The sequence below is a fragment of the Nocardia acidivorans NBRC 108247 genome (genome assembly GCF_001625085.1).
In the GTDB taxonomy this organism is placed as follows: domain Bacteria; phylum Actinomycetota; class Actinomycetes; order Mycobacteriales; family Mycobacteriaceae; genus Nocardia; species Nocardia acidivorans.
The window spans coordinates 14438-37673 of record NZ_BDAW01000093.1; the positions used below are offsets into that span (position 1 = coordinate 14438).

The 23236-nt window shown below is 67.5% G+C and carries 24 protein-coding genes, 1 tRNA gene and 1 other RNA gene; 5 read left to right on the forward strand and 21 right to left on the reverse strand.

What is annotated here, in order from left to right; translation table 11 throughout:
- The first annotated feature begins 37 nt into the window (after positions 1 to 37).
- Positions 38 to 1312 carry an ROK family protein gene (locus NA10_RS31325; RefSeq protein ID WP_067574317.1) on the forward strand — a complete coding sequence of 425 codons (1275 nt, stop codon included), beginning with the start codon at positions 38 to 40 and terminating at the stop codon, positions 1310 to 1312.
- Between the two features lie 176 nt (positions 1313 to 1488).
- Here NA10_RS31325 and NA10_RS31330 read toward each other — a convergent pair whose 3' ends face one another.
- The 18 genes from NA10_RS31330 to NA10_RS31415 all read right to left on the reverse strand — a co-directional run bounded on the left by NA10_RS31330 (position 1489) and on the right by NA10_RS31415 (position 18617).
- Positions 1489 to 2622, reverse strand: a complete 1134-nt coding sequence (locus tag NA10_RS31330) for an LLM class flavin-dependent oxidoreductase (protein ID WP_067574318.1) — start codon at positions 2620 to 2622, stop codon at positions 1489 to 1491.
- On the reverse strand, positions 2619 to 3422 hold the full coding sequence (locus tag NA10_RS31335; RefSeq protein ID WP_067574319.1) for a DUF1684 domain-containing protein: 804 nt from the start codon (positions 3420 to 3422) through the stop codon (positions 2619 to 2621). Before NA10_RS31335 ends, NA10_RS31330 begins: the two co-directional genes overlap by 4 nt.
- On the reverse strand, positions 3419 to 4783 hold the full coding sequence (locus NA10_RS31340) for an NtaA/DmoA family FMN-dependent monooxygenase (protein WP_067574320.1): 1365 nt from the start codon (positions 4781 to 4783) through the stop codon (positions 3419 to 3421). The genes NA10_RS31335 and NA10_RS31340 overlap by 4 nt, the downstream gene beginning before the upstream one ends.
- A gap of 9 nt (positions 4784 to 4792) precedes the next feature.
- Positions 4793 to 5902, reverse strand: a complete 1110-nt coding sequence (locus NA10_RS31345) for an LLM class flavin-dependent oxidoreductase (RefSeq protein ID WP_067574321.1) — start codon at positions 5900 to 5902, stop codon at positions 4793 to 4795.
- Complete coding sequence (locus NA10_RS31350) at positions 5902 to 7518, reverse strand: dipeptide ABC transporter ATP-binding protein (protein WP_067574322.1); 1617 nt, start codon at positions 7516 to 7518, stop codon at positions 5902 to 5904. Before NA10_RS31350 ends, NA10_RS31345 begins: the two co-directional genes overlap by 1 nt.
- A complete protein-coding gene (locus NA10_RS31355; RefSeq protein WP_084515543.1) occupies positions 7515 to 8384 on the reverse strand; it encodes an ABC transporter permease in 870 nt (289 codons plus the stop codon). The genes NA10_RS31350 and NA10_RS31355 overlap by 4 nt, the downstream gene beginning before the upstream one ends.
- Positions 8377 to 8586 (reverse strand): hypothetical protein, encoded by a 210-nt coding sequence (locus NA10_RS31360; protein WP_067574323.1) that lies wholly within the window; start codon positions 8584 to 8586, stop codon positions 8377 to 8379. The genes NA10_RS31355 and NA10_RS31360 overlap by 8 nt, the downstream gene beginning before the upstream one ends.
- Entirely contained in the window at positions 8579 to 9538 is a 960-nt protein-coding gene (locus NA10_RS31365) for an ABC transporter permease (protein ID WP_067574324.1), read from the reverse strand. Before NA10_RS31365 ends, NA10_RS31360 begins: the two co-directional genes overlap by 8 nt.
- A 5-nt stretch (positions 9539 to 9543) precedes the next feature.
- The gene (locus tag NA10_RS31370; RefSeq protein ID WP_067574325.1) at positions 9544 to 11169 is read right to left on the reverse strand and encodes an ABC transporter substrate-binding protein; all 1626 of its coding nucleotides are present in this window, start codon (positions 11167 to 11169) and stop codon (positions 9544 to 9546) included.
- Complete coding sequence (locus NA10_RS31375) at positions 11166 to 12236, reverse strand: LLM class flavin-dependent oxidoreductase (protein ID WP_067574326.1); 1071 nt, start codon at positions 12234 to 12236, stop codon at positions 11166 to 11168. The genes NA10_RS31370 and NA10_RS31375 overlap by 4 nt, the downstream gene beginning before the upstream one ends.
- 4 nt (positions 12237 to 12240) lie before the next feature.
- The gene (locus NA10_RS31380; protein ID WP_067574327.1) at positions 12241 to 13221 is read right to left on the reverse strand and encodes a transporter substrate-binding domain-containing protein; all 981 of its coding nucleotides are present in this window, start codon (positions 13219 to 13221) and stop codon (positions 12241 to 12243) included.
- 23 nt (positions 13222 to 13244) lie between these two features.
- A complete protein-coding gene (locus tag NA10_RS31385; RefSeq protein ID WP_084515545.1) occupies positions 13245 to 14009 on the reverse strand; it encodes an amino acid ABC transporter ATP-binding protein in 765 nt (254 codons plus the stop codon).
- Positions 14006 to 14884: an amino acid ABC transporter permease gene (locus tag NA10_RS31390; RefSeq protein ID WP_084515547.1), complete on the reverse strand. Its 879-nt coding sequence runs from the start codon at positions 14882 to 14884 to the stop codon at positions 14006 to 14008. Before NA10_RS31390 ends, NA10_RS31385 begins: the two co-directional genes overlap by 4 nt.
- Positions 14881 to 15375 (reverse strand): flavin reductase family protein, encoded by a 495-nt coding sequence (locus NA10_RS31395; protein WP_174562585.1) that lies wholly within the window; start codon positions 15373 to 15375, stop codon positions 14881 to 14883. The genes NA10_RS31390 and NA10_RS31395 overlap by 4 nt, the downstream gene beginning before the upstream one ends.
- Positions 15376 to 15528: 153 nt before the next feature.
- On the reverse strand, positions 15529 to 16230 hold the full coding sequence (locus tag NA10_RS31400; RefSeq protein ID WP_067574330.1) for a DUF8020 domain-containing protein: 702 nt from the start codon (positions 16228 to 16230) through the stop codon (positions 15529 to 15531).
- A 157-nt stretch (positions 16231 to 16387) separates the two neighbouring features.
- A complete protein-coding gene (locus NA10_RS31405) occupies positions 16388 to 17089 on the reverse strand; it encodes a DUF8020 domain-containing protein (RefSeq protein ID WP_067574338.1) in 702 nt (233 codons plus the stop codon).
- Positions 17090 to 17226: 137 nt separating this feature from the next.
- Positions 17227 to 17925: a DUF8020 domain-containing protein gene (locus NA10_RS31410; protein WP_067574331.1), complete on the reverse strand. Its 699-nt coding sequence runs from the start codon at positions 17923 to 17925 to the stop codon at positions 17227 to 17229.
- Positions 17926 to 18038: 113 nt separating this feature from the next.
- Entirely contained in the window at positions 18039 to 18617 is a 579-nt protein-coding gene (locus NA10_RS31415) for an HhH-GPD-type base excision DNA repair protein (protein WP_067574339.1), read from the reverse strand.
- A 61-nt stretch (positions 18618 to 18678) separates the two neighbouring features.
- On the opposite strand from NA10_RS31415, the gene NA10_RS31420 reads away from it, so the two are divergent.
- Positions 18679 to 19500: a methyltransferase domain-containing protein gene (locus NA10_RS31420; RefSeq protein ID WP_067574340.1), complete on the forward strand. Its 822-nt coding sequence runs from the start codon at positions 18679 to 18681 to the stop codon at positions 19498 to 19500.
- A 140-nt stretch (positions 19501 to 19640) separates the two neighbouring features.
- On the opposite strand, the gene NA10_RS31425 is transcribed toward NA10_RS31420, so the two are convergent.
- Together NA10_RS31425 and ffs are read right to left on the reverse strand one after the other, a co-directional pair.
- Positions 19641 to 20948 (reverse strand): aspartate aminotransferase type Ic, encoded by a 1308-nt coding sequence (locus tag NA10_RS31425; protein ID WP_067574332.1) that lies wholly within the window; start codon positions 20946 to 20948, stop codon positions 19641 to 19643.
- A 135-nt stretch (positions 20949 to 21083) separates the two neighbouring features.
- An RNA gene (gene ffs, locus NA10_RS31430) (signal recognition particle sRNA small type) lies at positions 21084 to 21178 on the reverse strand.
- 101 nt (positions 21179 to 21279) lie between these two features.
- Between ffs and NA10_RS31435 the strand changes: the two genes are divergently transcribed.
- The 3 genes from NA10_RS31435 (at position 21280) to NA10_RS31445 (ending at position 22857) form a co-directional block, all read left to right on the forward strand.
- Complete coding sequence (locus NA10_RS31435) at positions 21280 to 22272, forward strand: hypothetical protein (RefSeq protein WP_067574333.1); 993 nt, start codon at positions 21280 to 21282, stop codon at positions 22270 to 22272.
- A gap of 63 nt (positions 22273 to 22335) precedes the next feature.
- Positions 22336 to 22420: transfer RNA gene (locus tag NA10_RS31440), tRNA-Ser, on the forward strand.
- A gap of 155 nt (positions 22421 to 22575) precedes the next feature.
- Complete coding sequence (locus tag NA10_RS31445; RefSeq protein WP_067574334.1) at positions 22576 to 22857, forward strand: hypothetical protein; 282 nt, start codon at positions 22576 to 22578, stop codon at positions 22855 to 22857.
- Between the two features lie 118 nt (positions 22858 to 22975).
- On the opposite strand, the gene NA10_RS31450 is transcribed toward NA10_RS31445, so the two are convergent.
- Entirely contained in the window at positions 22976 to 23179 is a 204-nt protein-coding gene (locus NA10_RS31450) for a hypothetical protein (RefSeq protein WP_067574335.1), read from the reverse strand.
- Positions 23180 to 23236 lie beyond the last annotated feature (57 nt).

A 23236-nucleotide genomic window follows, 5' to 3' on the forward strand; every position in this document is an offset into this window, starting at 1 on the left:
TGTACCCAGGTCGGGACCGCGGCAAGGACTTCACATCATGACCAGTCCCACCCTGGAAAAACGCACCCGCGGCACCGTCACCACCGCCCGGCTGGCCCCGGCCCGCCCCGCGGTGCCGCCGGAGCTACGCATTACCGACAACCCCGCCGCGGCCGTGCTGCGGGCGGCCACGCGCGGCCCGATCTTCCGCGATATCGCCGCGCAGAGCACGGGTTTGAGCATCGCCACCGTGAATCGCCAAGTCTCGGCCCTGCTTTCGGCCGGACTGCTGCGCGAGCGCGCCGATCTGACCGCCTCCGGCGCGGTCGGCCGCCCGCGCGTTCCGTTCGAGGTGGATACCGATTCGTTCGTCACCCTGGGCGTGCACATCGGTTCCACGCTGACCCGTATCGTGGCCGCCGATCTCTCCGGCCGGATCCTGGGCGGTCTCGAAATCGCCACGCCCCAAACGGATCAGGACGCGGCGCTGACCATAGTGGCGCGCAGCGCCAAGGCGTTCCTGGATCGACTGCCGCGCCGCCGTCCGCTGTGGACGGGTGTGGCGCTGGCGGGCCGGGTCGATCCGGCCGCCGGTGTGGTGGATCATCCGCGCCTGGGCTGGCAGGCCGCGCCGGTGGCGGCGGTCTTCAGCAGTGTGCTGGATCTGCCGGTCTCGGTCTCCGCGCACGTGGAGGCGATGGCCGCCTCGGAACTGCTGCTGGCCGGGCGCGAACCCGGTGAGGGGCCGCGACCGGGTTCGAGTCTGTACATCTACGCGCGGGAAACCGCCGGAATCGCGGTGACCCTGCATGATCGGGTGCATACGCCGGCGAACGGCCCGGGTTCCATCGCGCACCTGCCGACCGGTTCGGACGCCGATTGCACCTGCGGCCGGCGCGGCTGCTTGGAGGCCACCATCGGTGAGCGTTACTTCCTGGAGCGCGCGGTGCGCCGCGGTCTGCTGCCCAAGCCGGAGGCGCAGCGCCGTCCGGTGATCGCCGATCTGTACCGGGCCGCCGACGCGGGTTCGGCTCCGGCGCGCGAGGCACTGCTGGAGCGAGCCGAAATCCTCGGGCGCACAGCGGCTCTGGTGCGGGATATGTTCAATCCGGATCGGGTGGTGCTGGGCGGGCAGGCTTTCACCGGGTATCGGCCCGGAATGGAGCGGGTGGCACAGGCTTTCGCCGAGAGCACCGCGTTGCCCGCGGCGGATCTGCGGATCAGCCGGTTCGGCGGGCGGGTGCAGGAGTTCGCGGCGGCGGTGACCTCGCTCAGCGTGTTCTACGCCGATCCGGTATCGGCCATGCGCCGCGCCATTCGCACCGCGCGCTGATTCCACGGTTCTCGCACGGATTTCACGGTTCCGAGGAGCCGGGCCCGGACGGTCCACGGTCCGGGTCCGGCTCCGTTGCCGCATCCGCGTATTGGCCCACAAAGCGCGGATGCGGTGTGCCGCCGCTCGTTCGGGGAGTCCCCTTCCCCTCGCGAGCGGCGGAGTTCTTCGGGCCGTCAGGCCGCACGAACGTGGGTCAGGCCCCATTCGCGGGCGAGCAGGCGATGTGAGTTCAAGCGGTCGGCGTGATCGTGGGTGACGCTGGTGATCACGAGTTCGTCCGCGCCGGTGAGCTGCTGGAGGGCGCGCAGCCGTTCGGCCACCGCGGCCGGGGAGCCGACGAACTGGGTGCTGACCCGATCCTCGACCAGACGGCGCTGATGATCGGTGAGCGGCGGCGCGGTATCGGGATCCAGGTATTGGGCCGCGCCCGCACCGCTGCGAATGCTGTAGACCCAGTGCCCGTAACTGGCGGCCAGATGGCGGGCGGTCGCATCGTCCTCGGCTACCACCACATCCGCGGAGACCACCAGATACGGGCGCGGGAAGCGCTCGGACGGTTGGAAGGCCGCGCGGTACGCCTCCACTGTCTCCACGATGGTGCCCGGTGAGACGTGGTAGTTGGCGGCGAAGGGCAGCCCCGATTCGCCTGCCAGCCGGGCGCTTTCACCGCCGCTGCTGCCGAACAGCCACAGCTGCACATCCGCGCCCTCGCCGGGGATGGCGCGCAGGTGCACGCCGTCGCTACCGGTGTAGGTGCCCGCCAGCAGATCGCGGATCTGCCGGACCTGCTCCCCGTAGGGCAGCGGCTCCGCGCCCGGCAGGTACAGCGCCTCCAGACTCGCCGCGAACAGGGTGGTGTCGAGCAGCCGTCCCGGATTGAACGGGGCGGGCAGCACCACGCCGTCCCGCACCTCGACGGGGCGATCCGGAGCGGGCGTGGGCGGCACCCCGGCGGGACGCAGTTGCGCGCCGCGATGACCGGATCGGCCCAGACCCAGATCGAGGCGGCCGGGGTAGAGCGCGTCCACCGTACCGAACGCCTCCACCACCGAGGCCGACGTATGGTGCCCCAATTGCACTGCGGCCGTGCCGATCCGAATGGATTCGGTGGCGGCGGCGAGCAGCCCGATCAGCGTGGTCGGCGCGGCGCTGGCCACCTGCGCGAAATGGTGTTCGGCGATCCAGAAGCGCCGGTATCCCCAGCGTTCGACCTGACGTGCCAGATCGATGGTATTGCGCAGCGCCTGCCTGGCATCTGAGCCGACGCTGATCGGGGACAGGTCCAGGACCGAGAGCGGAATGGTCATGCCTGCTGCCCCTTACGCGGATCCTGTTCGCCCGCGGTGATTTCCGTGCCCAGACGGTTCTCCGCCGGAGCGATCGGGCAGGTCGCGTAATCGGTGAAGGCGCAGGGCAGATTGGCCGCGCGGTTGAAGTCCAGCAGCACGGTGCCATCGGCGGCCGGGCGCGGCAGGTCCAGCCGGCGCGCGCCGCCGTAGGTGCTGACGCCGCTGGTGCCGTCGGTGAAGAGCAGGTGCAGGCCGGAGGTCTGATTACCGAAGACGACCAGGCTGTGTTCGGCCCCGTCCAGTTCGAAAGTGACTGTGCCGGTGGCGACATGGTGGTGTTCCAGACCCGCCACCACCGCGCCGGTGGTGACCACGCGGGCGACCTCGAAGGGCGTGAATCGGCCGGTGAGAACCCAGCGCGGGTCCGGCGCGAAGGCCGGGATGGCGGTGAACGCGGCCAGCGCCGGCGCCGCCGGATCGTGTACGCGCAGTGCGAATTGCCCACTGCGGCGGATGACTTCGATGATCCGGTCGCCGGTGTGCACCTCCAGACCGGGCGCGCCTTCACCCGGGGTCAGTGTGGTGACGCCGGTGAGCACCGCGCCATTGAACCTCAACGCACCGGATTCGTCTGTCACATACACGTTTTGGGCATCGGCGCGCCAACTGCCGGGCAGGTCCTCGAAGGTCTCGCCGGTGCGGCCCAACCAGTTCAGGGCGGTCAGACTGAGCCAGCCCAGCGGTTGACTCGCCCAGGCCGCGCGCTCGGAACGCCAGGTGGCCCACTGCTGTTCGAATTCGGTGACGGTGGCGGTCATGACGCTCGTACTCCTTCGGTGCCGTGCTGTGGATGGCGCAGACCGAGGTGGTCGCGCAGGGTGGGGCCGGTGTACTCGGTGCGGAAGCTGCCGAGCTCCTGGAGTTCGGGGATCACCCGCTCGACGAATTCGTCGAGCCCGGTGGGGGTGAGATGCGGGACCAGTACGAATCCGTCGGCGGCATCGCTCTGTACGTAGTGGTCGATGGCGACCGCGACCTCGCGGGGAGTGCCGACGAACTGCTGGCGGGCGGTGGTCTCGATGATCAGGTCGCGAATGCTCAGCCGCTCCGCTTCGGCCCTGGCGCGCCAGGCGTCGGCCACCGCGCGCGGATCCTTGGCGTGCCGCACCCGGCCGCGGGTGATATCGGCATTGTCGACCGGATCGATCTCGGGCAGTGGGCCGTCCGGATCGTAGGCGGACAGGTCGCGGCCCCACACCTGCTCCAGGAAGGCGATGGCGGTCTGCGGACTCACCTGTTGACGGCGAATCCGGCGCGCGTTCTCCGCCGCCTCCTCGGCGGTGTCGCCGAGCACGAATCCGGCGGCGGGCAGGATCTTCAGATCGTCGCGGGCGCGACCGTACTTGGCCAGGCGATCCTTCACATCGGTGTAGAATCGCTGCCCGTCCTCGAGCTCACCGTGCGCACTGAAGATGACATCGGCCTTGGCGGCGGCGAATTCGCGGCCGTCATCGGAGTCACCGGCTTGGATCTGCACCGGGTAGCCCTGTGGGCTGCGCGGCAGCACGAATTCGCCCCGAATGTCGAATTGTTCACTGCTGAAACGCACTTCGGGGGCGGGCCGGGCGAAGACACCGCGCTCGCGATCGACCAGCAGCGCGTCGGCGGACCAGCTGTCCCACAGCGCGCGGGTCGCCTCCACCACCTCGTTGGCGCGCGTGTACCGCTTGGCGTGCTCCAGATAGCCGCCGCGCCGGAAGTTCTCGCCCGTGAAGGCGTCCGAGGAGGTGACCGCGTTCCACGCCGCGCGCCCACCGGACAGATGGTCCAGCGAGGCGAATTGCCGTGCCAGTTCGAAGGGTTCGTTGTAGGTGGTGTTGATGGTGCCTGCGAGTCCGAGATGCGTGGTCACCGCGGCGAGCGCGTTCAGCACCGTGAAGGTGTCCGGCCGCCCCACCACATCCAGATCGTGGATGCGCCCGCGATGTTCGCGCAGCCGCAGGCCCTCGGCGAGGAAGAAGAAGTCGAAGAGGCCGCGTTCGGCGGTGCGCGCCAGGTGGACGAAGGAGTCGAAGTCGATCTGACTGCCCGAGCCCGGATCGGTCCACACCGTGTGGTGGTTGACGCCCGGGAAGTGGGCGGCGAGGTGAACCTGCTTGCGCAGGCGTTGTTCCGGCACGGTTGCTCCTCAGGCGTGGGCGTAGCGATTGACGGGGCGCGGGAGACCGAGGCGCTCGCGCAGGGTGGGGCGCGCCGGGACAGCGCCGGGACGCGCGGACAGCGCGGGGGCAAGCTGTGCCAGCGCCGTGGTCAGCGCCAGTGGGCGCAGCACCACTCCGTCCGCGTGGCAATCGGTTTCGATCCGCGACAGCAGCGCCCGCAACTCCGCCGGGGTGCCGATGTGGAAGAGGGTGGCGGGTGCGCCGGTCGAGGTCCAGTCCTCCAGCTGGGATACCTCGAGGGCCGCGGTATCGGCGGTAGCGGCGAGGTGGATGTCGATATCCAGCAGGATGCGAACCTGATTCGAATCGCGGCCGGTGGCGGCCACCGCCGCGCGCAATTCGGTGCGCAGCGCGGCGGCCGCGTCCAGATCGCGCGCGGTGATGCGAATGAGGTCGGCGCGGTGCACCGCGACCCGGGTGCTGTGCGCATCGGCGGCGCGGATCGCGATCGGCGGTTGTCCCTGCGGCGGTCGCGGGGTGATGGACGGGCCCTTCACCGAGAAGTTGTCGCCGACGAAATCGATGTAGTGCAGCCGATCACGATCGATGAAGCGGCCGGTCGCGGCATCGCGGATCTCGGCGTCGTCCTCCCACGAATCCCACAGTCGGGCAAAGACTTCGATCGTCTCGTCGGCCTCGAACCAGCGCGAGTGCGGATCCTGCTCGGATTTGCGCCCGAAGAGCGCGGCCTCGCCCTCACCCGAGACGGTGACCTCCACTCCAGCCCGGCCGTAGGTCGCGAAGTCCAGGCTCGCAATGGCTTTGGAGAGGTGGAAGGGTTCGGTGTGCGTCACCGGAGCCTGGGGAATCAGGCCGATGCGCTTGGTCGGCGCGGCCACGCGGGCGGCGATGGCGACCGCGTCCAGGCGGCCCACCGCGCCGGCGGCCTGGAGTGCGAACGAATCCGGGAGGAAGGCGAAGTCGATGCCCGCCGCCTCGGCGGCACGCAGCGCGTCGACCCAGTACGCCCCGGTGAACAGCTCCTCGGCACGGGAATCCGGGCGACGCCAGGAGGCGGGGTGCGCACCGGTTCCGGCGAGTTCCAGGCCCAATAGCAACGGTGTGGGGTGCGGCATCACGCGGTCCTTTCGAGCGGGGCGGCCACGGCGGGGCGCGGTACCGCCGCCAGCAGTTCGCGGGTGTATTCATGCGAGGGATCGGCGAAAAGCACCGCGGTAGGCGCGGTTTCGACAATCACGCCCTGGCGCATGACGGCTACGCGATCGGCCAGGCGGCGCACCACCGCCAAATCGTGGGAGATGAACAGGTAGGCCAGATTGAGTTCGGCCCGCAACTGTTCGAGCAGGTCCAGGATCTGCGCCTGCACCGAGACATCCAGTGCCGAAACGGGTTCGTCGAGAACCAGCAGCTCCGGGCGCAGCGCCAGCGCGCGGGCGATGGCCACCCGCTGGCGCTGCCCACCGGAGAGTTCGGCGGGGCGGCGATCCAGATAGGCGGCGGGCAGCGCGACCTGATCGAGCAGTTCGGCCACGGCGTCCCGCCGGGACCGGCGATCACCGATTCCGTAGGCCTGCAACGGCTCCGAGACGATCCGGCCGATGGTGAGTTTGGGATTCAGCGAGACGTACGGGTTCTGATAGACCACCTGGACGCGCCGCCGGAACTCGCGCAGTTTCGCGCCGCGCAGGCCGCCGATCTCCTGACCGTCGAAGGTGACCGTGCCCGCGTCCGGCCGTTCCAGCCGGGCGATGATCCGGGCGGTGGTGGACTTTCCGGAGCCGGATTCGCCGACCACCGCGAGGGTTTCACCGCGGCGGACGTCCAGTGAAACGTTATCCACAGCCGTCAACAGGGTGCTGTGCGAGATGTGGAAAACTTTGCGCAGGCCTTGCGCGCAGAGCAGTGACGGGGTGTCGGCGAGTTCGGGGCGGGGCGGGACATCGGTGTCGAGGCCGGGTGCGGCGGCGATCAACCTGCGGGTGTACTCGTGCTGTGGATTACCGAGAACCGCGGCGGTATCACCGGATTCGACGACGCGGCCGTGCTGCATGACCACGATACGGTCGGCCCGTTCGGCGGCGACGGCCAGATCATGGGTGATGAGCAGCACCGAACTGCCGGTTGCGGCGGTGCGACCGGCCAGATGGTCCAGGATCCGGCGCTGCACGGTCACATCCAGGGCACTGGTCGGCTCATCGGCGATCACCAGTTCGGGTGCGCAGGCCAGCGCGATGCCGATGAGCACGCGCTGCCGCTGACCGCCGGAGAGGTCCTGGGGATACTGGCGCGCCCGCGTCTCGGGGCGATCCAGTCCGGCCTCGGTGAGAATGCGCACGGCCTCGACGGCGGCGGTGCGGCGGTCGGCCCGGCCGTGAATGCGCAGCACCTCCGCCACCTGATCACCGATGCGCAGCACCGGATTCAGCGCGGTACCGGGATCCTGCGGCACCAGACCGATGCGCGCGCCCCGAATCGCTTGCAGCGTGCGATTATTCGCCTGATCGAGACGCTCGCCCGCGAAGCTGATGGCGCCGCCGGTGAGCACGCCGCCGTTCAGCAGGCCGATCACCGCGTGCGCGAGCGTGGACTTGCCGGAGCCGGATTCGCCGACCAGCGCGACCGTCTCACCGGCCCGCACCTCCAGCGATACGCCGTCGACCGCGGTGGTGGTCCCGGTACTCCCCCGGTACTCGACCCGCAGGTCGCTGATGCTCAACAGTGCGGCGCTCATCGGGCATTGTCCTTGTGCAGGGCGCGGGCCACGCGCTGGGTGGCGAGCACCAGGGCGATGATCACCAGGCCGGGCAGGGTGGTCAGCCACCAGGCGGTGGCCAGGAAGTTCCGGCCCTCGGAGATGAGCGAGCCCCACTCCGGGGTGGGTGGCACCGCGCCGTAGCCGAGGAAGCTGAGCGAGGCCACGAACAGCACCGCCATGCCGAAGTCGATCACCGCCAGCGCGGCCACCGGACCGTAGGCATTGCGCAGCACATGCCGGAACAGCACGGTGTGCCAGCGCACGCCGGAGGCGAAGGCGGCCTCTACGAACGGTGCGCTCCGCACCCGCAGCACCTCACCGCGGATGACGCGGGCGAAGCGGGCGATGAGCGAAACACCCACGGCGATGGCCACATTGCGGGTACCCATACCCAGCACCGTGATCAGCGTCAGGGATACCAGCAGGTCCGGGATCGAGAGCAGGACATCGGCGAAGCGCATGATCACACCGTCGACCCAACCGCCCGCCGCGCCCGCGATCAGGCCGATCAGCGAACCGGCCACCAGTCCGAGCAGCACGGCGAAGACGGTGGCGCTGATCGAGAGTCCCGCGCCGTGCACCATCCGCGTGTACAGGTCGCGGCCCAGATTGTCGGTACCGAACCAGTGCTGCGCATCGGGTCCGCGCAGCTTCTGCGCGGGCACGCCGCGCAGCGGATCGCCACCGGCGAAGATCGAGGGGAAGGCGGCCCAGCCGAGAATGAGCAACAGCACCGCACCCGCGAGCAGCAGACCGGCATCACTCCGGATCCAGGTCAACGCCGCTCGCACGGGAAGAATTGGCGCAGTGCGGGTTTCGGGCAGCACCGTGGTCTCAGACATCGCCGGTCCCGCTCTCGGCGTACCAGTACGCGAAGCCTGGATCGAGCATCGCATGCGTCAGGGGAATCACCCGCAGGCGCCTACGCGGCTCGGAATCCGCTGCGGCACTGTCCTTCCCGCCGGTGCCGAGCGTCAGCACGACCAGGGCCTGAGCGGTGATCGCGAGTATCGCGACGGCGAGCAGATCGAGACTCTCAAACATGTGCGTGCTCCTTCCTCGAACCCCGCCGGGCCACCCGCGGGTCGAGTAGTGGATAGGCCAGATCGATGAGCAGATTCACGGTCACGAAGACCAGCGACGCGAAGACCACGATGCCCTGCACCACGGGAATGTCTTGGTGCAGAACCGATTCCTGGGTAAGTCGGCCGATGCCGGGGCGGGAGAACACGGTCTCGGTGATCACCGAGCCCGCCAGCACGGTGCCGGCCCACAGGCCGGCCACGGTCAGCGCGGGCGCGGTCGCGGGGCGCAGGACATGCCGCAGTTGCACCCACCAGCGGGACGCGCCCTTGGCGAAGGCGACCTCCACGAAGGGCTGCCGCCAGGTGGCGATCAGGCTGGCGTACAGCACCTGGGCGATGACCGCGCCGACCGGCAATGCCAGGGTGATCGCGGGCAGGACGGTCGCGCCGAATCCGGTGCCGCCGAACGCGGGCACCAATTTCAACCGGAACGAAAATAGTTGCAGCAGTAGCAACCCCACCCAGAACTGTGGCATGGACGCACCGATCGGCGGCAGTGCGGTGAGCAGATCGCGCAGCCACCCCCGCTCGGTGTACGCCGCCGCCACGGCCAGCGCGGTACCGCCCAGCACCGCGAAGCACAGGGCCACCGCCGCCAGCGCCAGGGTGTACGGCAGGGCATCCGCGAGTGCGCCGGTGACGGTCTGACCGGTACTGATCGAGTGCCCGAGATCACCGCGCACCGCATGCGAGAGCGCCTGCCAGTACTGCACCCAGATCGGTTGATCCAGGCCGTATCTGGCACGCATCTCGGCAATGGCGGCGGCATCGGCGGGCAGCCCGTCGGCGGCGTTCGCGGCCATCTCCACCGGATCGGACGGCAGCAGATACAGCACCACGAAGGACAGCGAGAAGGCCGCCCACAGCACCAGCGCCGCCTGCAGCACCCGTCCGATCACATACCGGCGCACGGGGATTACCGCCGGATCCAGGTGTCGTGGAACTGCAGGCGCGCCGAAGCGTCGAACTTCACGTCCGAGACGTTCTTGCTCACGCCGATGGCCTGCGACAGTTCGATGGTGGGAATCCACAGGCCGTCGTCGAGCACCGCGTTCTGCGCCTCGCCGAGCAGGCGGGTCCGGGTCGCCGCGTCGGTGGCCGCGAGCTGCTGATCCAGCAGAGCGTCCAGTTTGTCAGGCTCGCTGCGTACGTTGAGGTTTCGGCCGGTCACCGCGAACTGGCGCAGGATATCGCCGTCGGCGCGGCTCACGTTGTAGTAGATGACGTCGTAGTCCTTGTTGTTCTGCCGGTTGGTGTTCTCGGCCACCGAGGCCGGTTCCAGCCGCAGATCGATGCCGACGGCGCGTACCTGCTGCTGGGTCAGCTCGAGAATCGCCTGATTGGCGGCGAACGCGGGGGCGAACAACACCCCGAAGGACAGCCGCTGGCCGTCCTTGACCCGAATACCGTCGGCGCCGGGCACCCAGCCCGCGTCGTCGAGCGTCTTCTTGGCGGTGGCCGGATCGAACTTCACCCGGGCGGACAGATCCACATAGCCGGGGGTCGCCGAGGCCAGCACACTGGTCGCGGTCTTGAACTGCGGACCCAGCACGGTGTCCACCAGCTCCTTACGATCGACCGCTGTCAGCAGGGCCGTGCGCACCGCCGGATCGCGCAGCGCGCCGCGAGTCAGATTGGGCTGCAACCCGAAGGGCACGCCCGGGTTGGGGGTGAACTGCACCTTGCCGCCCACGCCCTCGATCTGCGGGGCATCCTGCGGCAGCGCGTCACTGGTCACGTCCAACTGGCCCGAGGACAGACTGCCGGTGCGCACACCCGATTCCGGAACGACGGTGAACACGATCTTGTCCAGATACGCCTCGCCCGTGCTGCCGAAAACGGCCGAGCCCCAGTGGTATCCGATGCGCTTGGTCACCGTGGCCGAGGCGTTCTGCTTCCAGTCCGCGTAGGTGAACGGGCCACTGCCGACATTGCCGCCGAGGCAGCGGTCATCCGCCGATTTGGCCACCGTCGCATCGGACTGGATCCCGAGTTGCGTGGTCGAGGACGCCTGCAGGAACTGGGCGTTCGGTGCGCTGAAGTCCACCCGTACGGTCCGCGGATCGACCACCGTGCTGCCGGTGTATCCGGCCAGGAAGCTGGCGGCCTGCGGCGCCTTCACCGCGCCCAGCGCCACGATCGCGTCGAGGTTCTTACGCACCGAATCGGCGGTGAGCGGGGTCCCGTCGCTGAAGGTGACACCCTCCTTCAGATGGAAGGTGAAGGATTTCGCGTCGGCGCTGACGAACCAGCTATCCGCGAGCCACGGCCGAATCTGGCCCGTGGCCGGATCCTGATCGGTGAGCGAGTCCACGATCTGCCGGGTTACGTACAGCGTCTGATTGGTCGCCGACTGCGCCGGATCCGAGCAGGTCGGGGCGGACGACAGGCCGTAGCGCAGGGTGCCGCCCGGCTGTGGCGGACCGGACGCCGCCTCGCCGCCGTCACTGCCGCCGCACGCCGCTAGGGTCAGAGCGGCGGCGACCGCACCGGCGAGCGCGACGGGTCGCTTCAGAGGGGCGACGACTGGGGAATATCTCACTGTGGATCTCCGGAGGGGTAGCGATCGGCGCCGAGCGGTCGGCTCGGAATGTGGTGGCGCAGTTGCGGAGCCACCTCCGCCTGGAACAGTTCGAGACTTTCGCGATGCTGTTTGTCGGTCCGGCCGTCGGCATCCGCGCTCAGATGCAGCACCTCGTGACCGAGTCGCTCGTGGTAGCGGTGCGATTTGTCCAGCACCTGCGCGGGCGAGCCGATCAGGGCGGAGGAACGTTCGACGAAGTCCTCGACGGTCTCGAAGACGATGGGCACGTTGAACTTCGCGGCCGCGGCCTTGCGGGCTTCGAAGATCGGGCGGTAGAGCTCCACCGCCTCCTGCGAATCCCGGGTGATCAGCAAGCCCGCGGTGCCCGCGCCCACCAGCGCCTGCGCCGGATCGTGGCCGTACGCCGCCCAGCGCTCGCGATAGTGGTCCACCAGTTCGGCATACGGTTCGATCGGATAGGTGACATTCGCCGAGAACAGCGGATCACCGTGCAGCGCCGCGTAATCGGCGGATTCACGGCTGGTGGCGCTGCCGTGCCAGATTCGCAGCCGCGGTTGCAGCGGGCGCGGCAGGGCCTTCGCCGCGGTCAGCGACGGCCGGAATTTCCCGCTCCAGGTGACGCTGTCGCTGGCCCACAGTCGCCGGAACAGTTCGTAGCCTTCGCGATTGCGCTCCCACTGGTCCTCGGTGGTGACGTGGAAAAGTTCGGCCTGTGCCGCGCCATTGCCCTTGCCGATGATCAATTCGAGGCGGCCGCCGGAGAGATTGTCCAGCGTCGAGTAGTCCTCGAAGGCGCGCACCGGATCGAGCAGGCTGAGCGTGGTCACACCGGTGAACAGCGCCACCCGCGAAGTGACGGCGGCGATATGGCTGAGCACCACCGGCGGGGCCGAGGAGATGAACGGATCCTCGTGCCGCTCCCCCACCGCGAAGCCGTCATAGCCGAGTTCCTCGGCCAGCCGGGCGCTGTCGATCACCCGGCGCAAGCGCTGCCGGGGCGTCTCCTGGACACCGGTCACCGGATCGGGGGTGTGCGTGATCAGGGTCAGCAGTAGGAATTTCACGCGCTCAGCCCTTCTTCTTCGGCAGGCCGGGCGGATTGATCCGGGAGGCGGGCACCGTCTCGTTCTTCAGTCCCCAGTGCTCGATGACCTGCCGGTAGCTGCCGTGTTCGATGGCGTACTGGATGGCCTGGTGGATCGGGCCGATCAGGCCGTTGTCCTTCTTGGTGAGCACGCCGATCTCGGCCTGTAGCGCATCGCCCGCACCGGAGAGGGTGCCGATGACCTTGGTCTGACCGGCGGTGGCGACGTGATACTGCGCCGACGGGTTGGGGCCCAGGTAGCCGTCCAGGCGGCCGGAGGACAGCCCGAGGTAATAGTCGGTGATCTGCTGGAAGTAGGCGATATCGATCTTGGGCAGGCCCTCGGCGACATTCGCCTCATTCCATTGCACCAGGATCTGCTCCTGATTGGTTCCGGAGCCGACCCCGAGCCGCTTGCCCGCCAGCGACTTTCGATCGGCGAAGGTCCAGGTGGCGTCCTTGGGGACCTCGAGCGCGAGATTGTCCAGGCGGTAGGTGGCGAAGTCGAACTTCTCCTTGCGCTCCTCGGTGACGGTCACATTGGAGATGAAGGCGTCCACCTCCCCGGAATCGACCTTGACCGAGTTCTGCGCCCAGTCGGCGGTGCGCAGATCCACTTTCAGACCCAGGATGTCGGCGAAGAGAATCGCGAAATCCACCTCGGAGCCGATCAGGGTGCGGTCGTCATTGGCCTGGAAACGCAGCGGCGGTGCGGACTGCGCGGAGCCGGTCACGATGAGGGTGCCGCGGTCCCGAATGGCCTTGGGCAGCTGTGCGGCAATGGAATCCACCTTGTCCGCGTGCACCCGGCCGGACTGCTGCGGCGTCAGATCGTAGCTCTGGCCGTTCACCGTGCGCACGCTGTCCACGCCGCCGTCGCCGTTACCGCAGCCGGCAGCGAACAGACCCAGTATCGCCACCGCCAGCGCGGTGGTCATCCGTCTGCGACGACTCGACAAAGACATGGGGTTCCTTACTGAGAGGCGCGTCAGAGCGCGTGCGAGAGAAAGGCTTTGGTGCGCTCATGCGCGGGTTCGTCGAAAACCTGTGCGGGCGGGCCCTGTTCGACAATGCGACCGGCGTCCAGCAGCACGACGGTGTCGGCCACTTCGCGGGCGAAACCCAGTTCGTGCGTGACGATGACGAGGGTGGAGCCCTCCCGCGCCAGATCCCGGATGACATCGAGGACCTCACCGACCAGCTGCGGATCCAGCGCCGAGGTCGGCTCGTCGAACAGCAGCACCTGCGGGCGCAGCGCCAGCGCGCGGGCTATCGCCACCCGCTGCTGCTGACCGCCGGAGAGCCGGCGCGGATACTCATCGGCCTTGTCCGCCAAGCCGACTCGCGCCAGCCAGCGCAGCGCCTCGGCGTGCGCCTCGGCCTTGGGCCGCCGCTGCGCGCCGGTCAGCGCCAGCGCCACATTGTCCCGAACCGTCTTGTGCGGAAAGAGATTGAAGTTCTGGAAGACGAAACCGATTCGCGAGCGCTGGCGCAGAATCTCGCGTTCGGGGAGTTCATACAGCCGGTTGCCCCGGCGACGATAGCCGACCAGTTCACCGCCGACCCGGACCGTGCCCGCATCCACCTTCTCCAGGTGATTGATGGTGCGCAGCAGTGTCGACTTGCCCGATCCGGAAGCGCCCAGAACCACGGTGACCTCACCGGGGCGCACCACCAGATCGATCCCGCCCAATACCTCGAGCTGGCCGAAAGACTTTCGGACGCCGCGCAATTCGACCGCGTAATCGCTCACCGCACACTGCCCTTCGCGAAGTGCCGCTCGATGTAGTACTGCGCGATATTCAGCACGGTGGTCAGCACGATGTACCAGACCGTCGCCACCATGAGCAGCGGCACCACCCGGCCATTGCGACCGAAGATCACCTGCACCTGGTAGAACAACTCCGCGATCGCCATGGTCGAGACGATCGAGGTGCCCTTGAACAGGCTGATCACCTCATTCGCGGCGTTCGGCAGAATGCCGCGCATGGCCTGCGGCGCGATCACCCCGAAGAACTGCCGCCGCCACGGCAGGCCGAGCGCCTTGGCCGCCTCCCACTGGCCCTGATCCACCGAGATGATCCCGGCGCGAATGATCTCCGCCGAGTACGCGGCCTGATGCAGGGCCAAACCGATAACGGCCGCGGTGAATCCGCTCAGCACCCCGTTCACATCGAAGCGATAGAACTCGGGTCCGAACGGAATGCCCACCGACAGCGTCCGGTACAGGTACGCGATATTGAACCAGAACAGCAGCTGCACGATCAGCGGGATCGATCGGAAGAGCCAGACGTAGGACCACGAAATGGCCTGTAGCACCGGGTTGTCCGACAGTCTGCCGATGGCCAGCCAGATGCCGAGGAAGAAGCCGAGCAGGGTGCCCCAGAAGGTCAGCTCGATGGTCACCTTCAAGGCCGCCAGCACCGACGCGGCGGTGATGTACTGCGCGAAGGTGGACCAGTCCCAGCCCGGATTGGTGATCAGGCCGTGCGCGAACTGGGCGACCAGCACCAGTGCGATGCCCGCGATCACCCAGCGCCACGGATGCCGGGTCGGTACGACCGTCAGCGCGGCATCGTCGACCGCCGGCGCTACCCGCGAATCCGGCAGCGCGGCAACGGTACTCATACCGCCGTGTCCAAGGCGCGGAAACCGCTGCGATGGAAGACCAGCGGTTCGGAGTCGGGGCGGGCGGTCAGCCGGTGCACCCGCAGCAGTACGACGGCGTGATCACCGGCCGGAACCTCTTCGTGCACAGAGGCTTCCAGCCAGGCGGTGGCGCCCTCCACGAAGGCGGCGTTCCCATTCCCGATGTGCAACTCCACATCCTGGAACCGGTCCCCCGAGCGCGAGCTCAGACTCCGCGCCGCGCCCCGCTGATCATTGCCCAGCAGGCTCAGTCCCACCCGGCTCGCCCTGGCCAGCCGCGGCCATGTCTCCGACGAATACCGCACACACAGCGAGACCAGCGGCGGGTCCAGCGAGACCGGCACGAAGGTGCTCACCACCATTCCGTGCGCGACCCCGCCGATCCGCGCGCATACCGCCACCACCCCGCTGGGAAAGTGCGCGAACGTCTTACGCAGATCCGCCCCCTCCACCGGGGAGAGCGCGGCCACACCGTCACGAATCTCGATCAGCTCACCCATCACCCCACTCCATCACCGGGGGCGCGGGCTCGACAGGATTGAATTCAGCGGGATCACAACGAAATACGCGAAACCCGCCCGGTCGTTGGACCGAGCGGGTTCGGCCGCCCCGTGAACTCCGGACTACTTGGCCGGAACCACCGAAGGCTGGTTGATGGTGGTGAAGTACTGCGCGGCGGCCAGAATCGCCACCGGGGCGGTCACGAAGATCTGACCCGCCAGGGTGCCCAGGAAGCCGATGACGCTCATACCGACGATGCAGCCGACGGCCGCGCCGCCGAGCGCGCCGAACATCAGGGTCAGGGTGCCGGTCACCGCACCGGCGGTGGCGCCACCGATGAGGCAGCCCACGGCCGCGCCACCGATACCGCCGACCAGGGTGCCGATGGTCGCGCCCATCGCGATGGTGTCCTTGAGCCGGTTCCAGGCGGCCTGCTCACGGTCGTAATCGGACTTCCACGGCGCCTGGTTCTCATAGGGCAGCGCGACCGGCTGGTAGACGGCCTTGTCGACGGCGAATTCCGGGGTCAGCGTCGCGGTGCGATCCTTGATCTCCGCGGCGATCGGGAAGACGAAATCGTCCACCCGGAAACTCAATTCGGTACCAGCCACCGTGGTGCCATTGGCGGCCTTGACCTTGAAAACGCCATCCTCGACCACCAGCGAACCCGCATCGGTGCGAATGATCGTCTCGGTCTCGGTATTGGTGGCGGTGAAATTGATGGCGCCCGAATCGGATTCGGGGGCGGCGTTGACCGTGCCCGCGGACACGCCCAATGCCGCGGTCACCAATGCGGCGACGGCGGCGAATTTCCTCATCTTCATGTACTGCTTCCCTCATCTCTCACGCAGTGCGCGAGCAAGCATCGGGCAAAAGCCCGGGGATGGGGAGCTTTAAAACCTGCTTGATTCAAACGGGGACGACGACCGCCCCCGCCCGGGTGGTCCAGGCGGGGGTGGTCGCTGCCAGCCCGAACGCGAATTACTTCGCGGCGACGAAGGGCTGGTTGATGGTGGTGAAGTAGTTGAACGCGGCGGCGATGGCGATCGGCGCGGTCACGAAGATCTGACCGGCCAGCGTACCCATGAAACCGACGGCGGCGGCACCGGCGATGCAACCACCGATACCACCGGCGGCGGCGCCGAACATCAGGGACAGCGCGCCGGTCAGGCTCGCACCGGCGAGTGCGCCCAGGGCACAGCCGACGGCCGCGCCGCCGATACCACCGACCAGGGTCGCGATGGTGGCGCCCATGGAGATGGTGTCCACCATGCGCTTCCACGCGGCCTGTTCACGGTCGTACTCCGTCTTGAACGGGGCCACGTTCTCGTAGGGCAGGTTGACGGGCTTGTAGACGGCCTTGTCCGCGACGAACTCCGGAGTCAGGGTCGCGGTGTGATCCTTGATCTCCGCGGCGATCGGGAAGACGTAGTCGTCCACCCGGAAGCTGAGCTCGGTACCGGCGACCGTGGTGCCGTTGGCGGCCTTGATCTTGAAGACGCCGTCCTCGACGACCATGGAACCGGCATCGGTCCGGATGATCGTGTTGGTCTCGTTATTGGTGGAGGTGTAGTTGATGACGCCCGCATCGGCGGACTCGGGAGCCGCACCGGCGGTGCCCGCGCTGACGCCCAGGGCAGCGATCAGCAGCGCCGCGGTAGCGGCGAATTTCTTCGAAAGCATATGTTCGGTTTTCCTCATCAGGCGATCCGCAGGGGGAACCAGAAGATCGAAACCGTAGGACGATAACGAGAGATGGCCCGAGGGTGCCCGCAACATGAACAGTTGACCGGCACCCTCGGGTTCACCCAGCGTACGAACTATTTCGCCGGTGCGACGGACGGCTGATTGATGGTCGTGAAGTATTGCGCCGCAGCGAGAATCGCGACCGGAGCGGTCACGAAGATCTGGCCGCCGAGGGTGCCGAGGAAGCCGACCAGGCTGGCGCCGATGACGCAGCCGCCGAGCGGCCCGGTACCGAACAGCAGGGCCAGCGGAGCCGTCGCCGCGACCGCGACACCCGCGCCGAGCAAGCAGCCCAGGGCCGCGCCGCCGATACCGCCGACCAGGGTGCCGACGGTGGCGCCCATGGCGATGGTGCTGGTCAGACGGGTCCAGGCGGCCACCTCACGGTCGTAATCGCTCTTCCACGGCGCCTGGTTCTCGTACGGCAGCGCCACCGGCTGATACACCGCGTGGGCCGTGTCGTACAGCGGGGTCAGGGTCGCGGTGCGATCCTTGATCTCCGCGGCGATCGGGAAGACGAAATCGTCCACCCGGAAACTCAATTCGGTACCAGCCACCGTGGCGCCATTGGCGGCCTTGACCTTGAAAACACCATTCTCGACCACCAGGGAACCGGCGTCGGTGCGCACTACCGTCTCGGTCTCGGTATTGGTCAGGCTGTAATTGATCACACCGTCATCGGCCTTGGCCGGGGACGCTCCCGCCGTCCCCGTCGCCGCACCCAGTGCCGCGATCACCAAAGCCGCGATACCGGCGTATTTCCTCATCTTCATCGGTACTGCTTCCTCGCCACTGCCGAAACGAACTGATGGCGGCAAGCATTAAGCAAACGATCGGATTACCGGAGGTTAAAAACCAACCTGATTCGATCGGGGCTCGCGCGGAGCTACTTCGCCTTGGCGGCGGCCTTGGCCTGTTTCTTGAATTCCCGCACCTGGGACAGGGATTCGGCATCGACGACATCGGCGACCGAACGGCGGGAGTTGTCCTCGCCATACGCACCGGCGGCCTCACGCCAGCCCTTGCCCGTGAATCCCTTCTGTTTACCCAAGAGCGCCAAGAAGATTCGGGCCTTCTGATCACCGAAACCGGGAAGCGCCTTGAGCCGCCTCAGAACTTCCTTGCCATCCGGATCTCCGGCCGTCCACAGACCGGAGGTTTCCCCGTCATAATTCTCGACGATGAAATGCGCCAGTTCCTGCACGCGGCGGGCCATCGAACGACCGTAGCGGTGGATGGCGGGCGGGGTCGCGGCCAACTCCTCGAATTCGGCCGGATCGGCGGCAGCGATCTTATTGATATCGAACCCGCCCATCCGCTCGGCGATCTTCTGCGGGCCGCGGAACGCGTGCTCCATGGGGAACTGCTGATCCAGCGTCATACCGACCAGCAGGGCGAAATCATCCGCCGAGAGCAGGGCGTCGGCGGCGGGGTCCTGAGCGATACACACAGCGCGGCTCACCATGGGGCGATTCTCCCACCCATCCCGCGTTGCGGTGACGCGGGTCACGACTAGGCTCGTGGGCATGCCCGACACCATGGCTATTTCCACATCGAAACCCGATCGGTTCGATCGCGACGGCCAGGATCAACTGATCGATGTCCAGGATCTACAGGCCGCGCTACCCGGCATTCGGCGCCTGCGGAACTGGGCGCAGGACGCCTTGGCCCTGCAACCCGGTGAGAGCGCGGTCGATATCGGCTCCGGCACCGGATCCGAGGTCTTCGCCTTCGCCGACCGCGTCGGCCCCACCGGGACCGCACTCGGGGTGGAGCCCGACCCGCAACTGCTCAACGCCGCCGAACGCCGCGCCAAGCAGTATGAATCCACCGCCAAATTCGTTTCCGGGGACGCCTACGGACTGCCCTTCGGCAGTGAGACCTTCGACGCGGCGCTCTGCGAGCGCGTCTTCCAGCATCTGACCGCACCCGCCCGCGCGGCCGGTGAGATCGCGCGCGTGCTCAAGCCGGGCGGGCGCGTGGTGGTCATGGACAGCGACTGGGGCACCGCGATCGTGCACCCGGGCGACCGCGGGGTGGTGCGCCAGGTCATCGAGACCATGGTCGCCGGAACCACCAACCCCTTCGCCGGACGGCAGCTCGCCGGACAGCTCACCGCGGCCGGCCTGGTGGTGGATGATATCGGCTCGCACGCGCTCATCCAGGAGAGCGGGATCGGCGCGGGTGCGCTGGTCGCCCGGGTCGCGGATATGGCGGTGGCGCGCGGAGCGATCACCGAACCGCAGCGCGATCAGCTCATCGCCGACCTGGAGGCGGGGGCCGCGAGCGGTGACATCCACCTGTCGGTGACCATCTTCGCGGTACTGGCCCACAAGCCGTCCGCCTGAAAACCGAATACGACGAGGCACTTACGCACCGCGACAACTGATTTCGTGAGTCGAGGGTAACTCGTCGGGGACGGCCGAAACCTAACCCATGCGCCAACCGCAGGCACGCGTTGCCAGCGGTTGGCGCACCTGGCCGGGCGCTAAAGACTCGGGGAGGCGGAAGAGCCGAGCAGCTTCTCGGTGGCGGCCAGTACCACGCAGGTCGCCAGGCCGTCCATGGCCTTCTCCAGTTCACCCAGCGACGGGAAGCTGGGGGCGATGCGAATGTTCTTGTCCTCCACGTCTTTTCCATACGGGTAGGACGAACCCGCCGGAGTCAGGGCGATACCCGCGTCCTTGGCCAGCGCGACGACGCGGGTCGCGGTGCCCTCCAGCACATCCAGGCTGATGAAGTAGCCGCCCTTGGGTTCGGTCCAGGACGCCACCTTCGACGCGCCGAGGCGGTCCTCCAGGATGCGCAGCACCAGTTTGAACTTGGGCTCCAGAATGGCGCGATGCTTCTGCATATGCGTGCGCACGCCCTCGGCATCACCGAAGAAGCGCAGGTGACGCAGCTGATTCACCTTGTCCGGGCCGATGCTCTTCTTACCCGCGTGCCCGAGATACCAGTCCAGGTTCGCGGTCGAGGACCCGAAGAAGCTCACCCCCGAACCTGCGAAGGTGATCTTCGAGGTGGAGGCGAAGACGTAGGGGCGGTTGGGGTTTCCGGCCGCAGCGGCCATGCCCAGCACGTCCAGCACCGGATCGGCGGTATCGGTGAGCGGATGCACCGCGTACGCGTTGTCCCAGAACAAGCGGAAGTCCGGCGCGGCGGTCGGCATCGAAACCAGTTCCCGCGTCACGGCTTCGGAGAAGGTGACACCGGTCGGGTTGGAGTAGTTCGGCACCGCCCACAGGCCCTTGATGGCCGCATCGGTGGCGACCAGCTCCGCGATGGCGTGCACATCCGGGCCGTCATGACCCATCGGGATCGGGATCATCTCGAAGCCGAGCGATTCGGTGATGGCGAAATGCCGGTCGTAACCCGGTGCGGGACACAGGAACTTGAGCACGGGCTCATCGGCCCAGCGGCGGGTGGAATCGGCATTGCCGTGCAGCATGGCGAACACGATCACGTCGTGCATGAGCTCCAGGCTGGCATTGTTCCCGGCCAGCAGGTTCGACACCGGGATGTTGAGCAGTTCGCCGAAGATGGCGCGCAACTCCGGAAGACCGTGCAGGCCACCGTAATTGCGCACATCGGTGCCATTGCCATCGCGATAGTCGGCATTGCCCGGCAGCGACAGCAGGTCCAGCGACAGGTCGAGCTGCTCGGGCGCGGGCTTACCGCGGGTAATGTCCAGCGTCAGCTTTTCGGTCTTGAGCTTCGCGTAGTTCGCGGTCTGCGTCTCGTGTTCGGATACGAGTTCCGCATGGCTCATCAAACCGATCTGCGTCTGCCGAGGCATCAGTGCAGCCTTTCCAGGGGCTAGGGGCAATGTGTGCGGGCCGCATGACGGCCCAACCGGTCACGTTACTTGGTGGGCGGGGCCGAGGGGGAGCTATATATCGCCCTCGCACACTCGGAAGTTCGGCCCGGAAATTAAAGGGGACCCAGCGCACCCGGCAGAGCCCATTGACCCTTGCTGCCTTCCGGCCCTGGGGGAGTTCACAGGATGCGCGCCGCGCTGGATCCGTCGGCCAGTGTAGCGGCTCTGGGCTGCCTCCGCCGCCGGGGGTCGATACGATCCTTCCGACATCGCGGGGTCACCCCGCTCAGTACCGGAGGGGAAACCAGTAGTGACGAGCTCAGGACCCGGCGGACCGCAGGATCCCGCCAATCACCAGGAGACCGCGCAATGGTGGGCGACCCCGCCCACGGGTACCGATGCGGGGCAGCCGGTGGTCGGCGCGGATCCCACCATGCTCAACTACGGCGCCGCCGGGGCGCAGTACACCCCACCGGCACAGGCGTTTCCGCCGTCGTATCAGCAGTCCGCGCCGGCGTATCAGCAGCCCGTGCCGCCGGTCGGGTATTCCCAGCCGCAGCAACAGCCGCAGTTCGCGCCGCCGCAGCCGCCCATGAACGGCGGCTACAACTACGCTCCGCCGCCGCCCTCCGGTGGCGGGGGCAAGACCGGCTGGATCATCGGGATCGTGGTGGGGCTGGTGGTGATCGTCGGCATCGGTATCGGCGTGATCGCGCTCACCAGCAAGGACAAGCCGATCAGTCCGCTCGGTGATGACAAGAAGAAGGCCATGGACGGCAACTACGGCATGGACAAGGTCGGCAATGCGTGCAGCCTGATCGATCCGACCGTGCTGACCAAATGGTCCACCACCTCCAAGGGCAGTCCGGAGCATTCCGAGACCAAGCCCACCGATTACAGCGGCGGGCGACTGTCCTGCACCGCCGGATACTCGGGCCAGTCCAGCACCAGCAAGTACCACACCAACGAGGCCGATATCAGCCTCGACGTGGCATTCCTGAGCGCGTACGGCAAGCCCGAGTACGACTCCTGGAAGTCGTACGACACCGGCACCACCGGCAGCGGCCGTTCCTCCGGTGATGTCACCGGCCTGGGCTCGCAGGCCTACTGGCATGCCGAGACCCGCGACTACTCCTCCTTCACCGTGCTCGACTACATGGTGGCCGCGCAGGACAGCAATGTGTCGGTCAAGGTGAAGATCAGCGTCGACCGCGGCAGCGGTGAGACCATCACCAAGGACGATGTCGCCCAGATCGCCAAAGACCAGGTCCAGAAGGCCCTGGACGGTCTCCGCAAGAAGTAGCCGAGCCGCCCGCAAACCTCGCGATTTGCTTTCCGCAGGGGGTCCCCCGGTATATTGCTCCACGGAGGATTCGCCTAGTGGCCTATGGCGCTCGCCTGGAACGCGGGTTGGGTTAACGCCCTCAGGGGTTCAAATCCCCTATCCTCCGCTCACGAGGCCCCCACCGAACCAGTTTCGGTGGGGGCCTTCGTCATTCCCCTTGCACAGGTTCCACCGCGATCCACAAGACTGTAAAAGTAACGTATTTCACATAATGCCCGTTCCCGTATAACTTCTAGCCACCCACTTCCGGAGGTTACGAAGATGTACCGAACGATAACCAAAACCCTTGCCACAGCAGCCTTTTCAACAGCGCTCCTAGCCGCCGCGGCCACCCCCGCCCTGGCCTCCCCCACCGGCCTGCCCCTACAACCCGCCACCCCCGGCGCAAGTCAACAGGTGGCGGGCGACAGCTCCGGCTCCTCCCTCACCCCCATCCTCATCTGGCCCCTGGGCCTGTCCTCCGCCCTCCTCTGCAAGGGCGAACCCGGCGGCAGCCCCATCTGCCAACTCATCTACGCCGTCGGCAGCGGCAGCTCCGAGTAAGAAGCCGAGGGCTCGTCAGCGTGCTGCCGAGCCCTCGTTATGTTGCACCGCGACTGCCTGACGTCACCGACATGATCCGGCACGGCTCCCCTCGATCCAGTTTCGTTGGGGGCCGTCGTCATTCGTCCGATCCGCAGGGATCGGCATCACCGGCCCGATCGGCGAGGAAACGCAATAGCTCGGGATCCGCGGAGGTCAAGCGGTCCACCTCTTCACCACCGGTGCACTGGTACAGGCCGACTGTGACGGGAGGACCGAGGGACAGCACCCGCCAGATGGCTCCGGAGTCTTCCCAGCGCCGCAGTATCTCCACCGGTCTCATGCGCCGATGCTGGCTTGATCCGCGCTCTCACGCAAGCAGGGCGCTTCGCCGCTATTA